Genomic DNA, 298 nt, shown 5'->3' with positions numbered 1-298 from the left:
ATCGGCAGACCAAAAACCCAATAGGCAATAAAGGTGCGGATAAAAATGGCCCGCATGTCTTTGTAACCACGAAGTGCCCCGGCAGCAACCACTTGAACGGCATCACTGCACTGGTAAACAGCCGCAAGGAACAAGAGCTGTGTCGCCAGCATAATCACCTCTGTGTTGTCGGTATATAGCATGCCAATCTGATCGCGGAAAATCATCGTCCACACCGCCGTCGCCACAGAAATGGCCACGCCCACCCAGATACCGCAGTGGCGGGAAATTTTTGCGGCATCACAGTTTTGCTCAGCTA

The 298-nt window shown here is 52.3% G+C and carries 1 protein-coding gene; it reads right to left on the bottom strand.

All coding sequences use genetic code 11. From position 1 onward, the window contains the following. On the bottom strand, window positions 1-298 hold a 298-nt coding region (locus tag R0J87_RS19410; protein WP_498888290.1), incomplete at both ends, for an MATE family efflux transporter.

Origin of the sequence: Halomonas sp. SIMBA_159, from assembly GCF_046536035.1 — a bacterium.
GTDB classification, from domain to species: Bacteria; Pseudomonadota; Gammaproteobacteria; order Pseudomonadales; family Halomonadaceae; genus Vreelandella; species Vreelandella venusta_A.
Note: the sequence above shows the minus strand (reverse complement) of the source record. Positions and strands in the feature narration are given on the sequence as shown.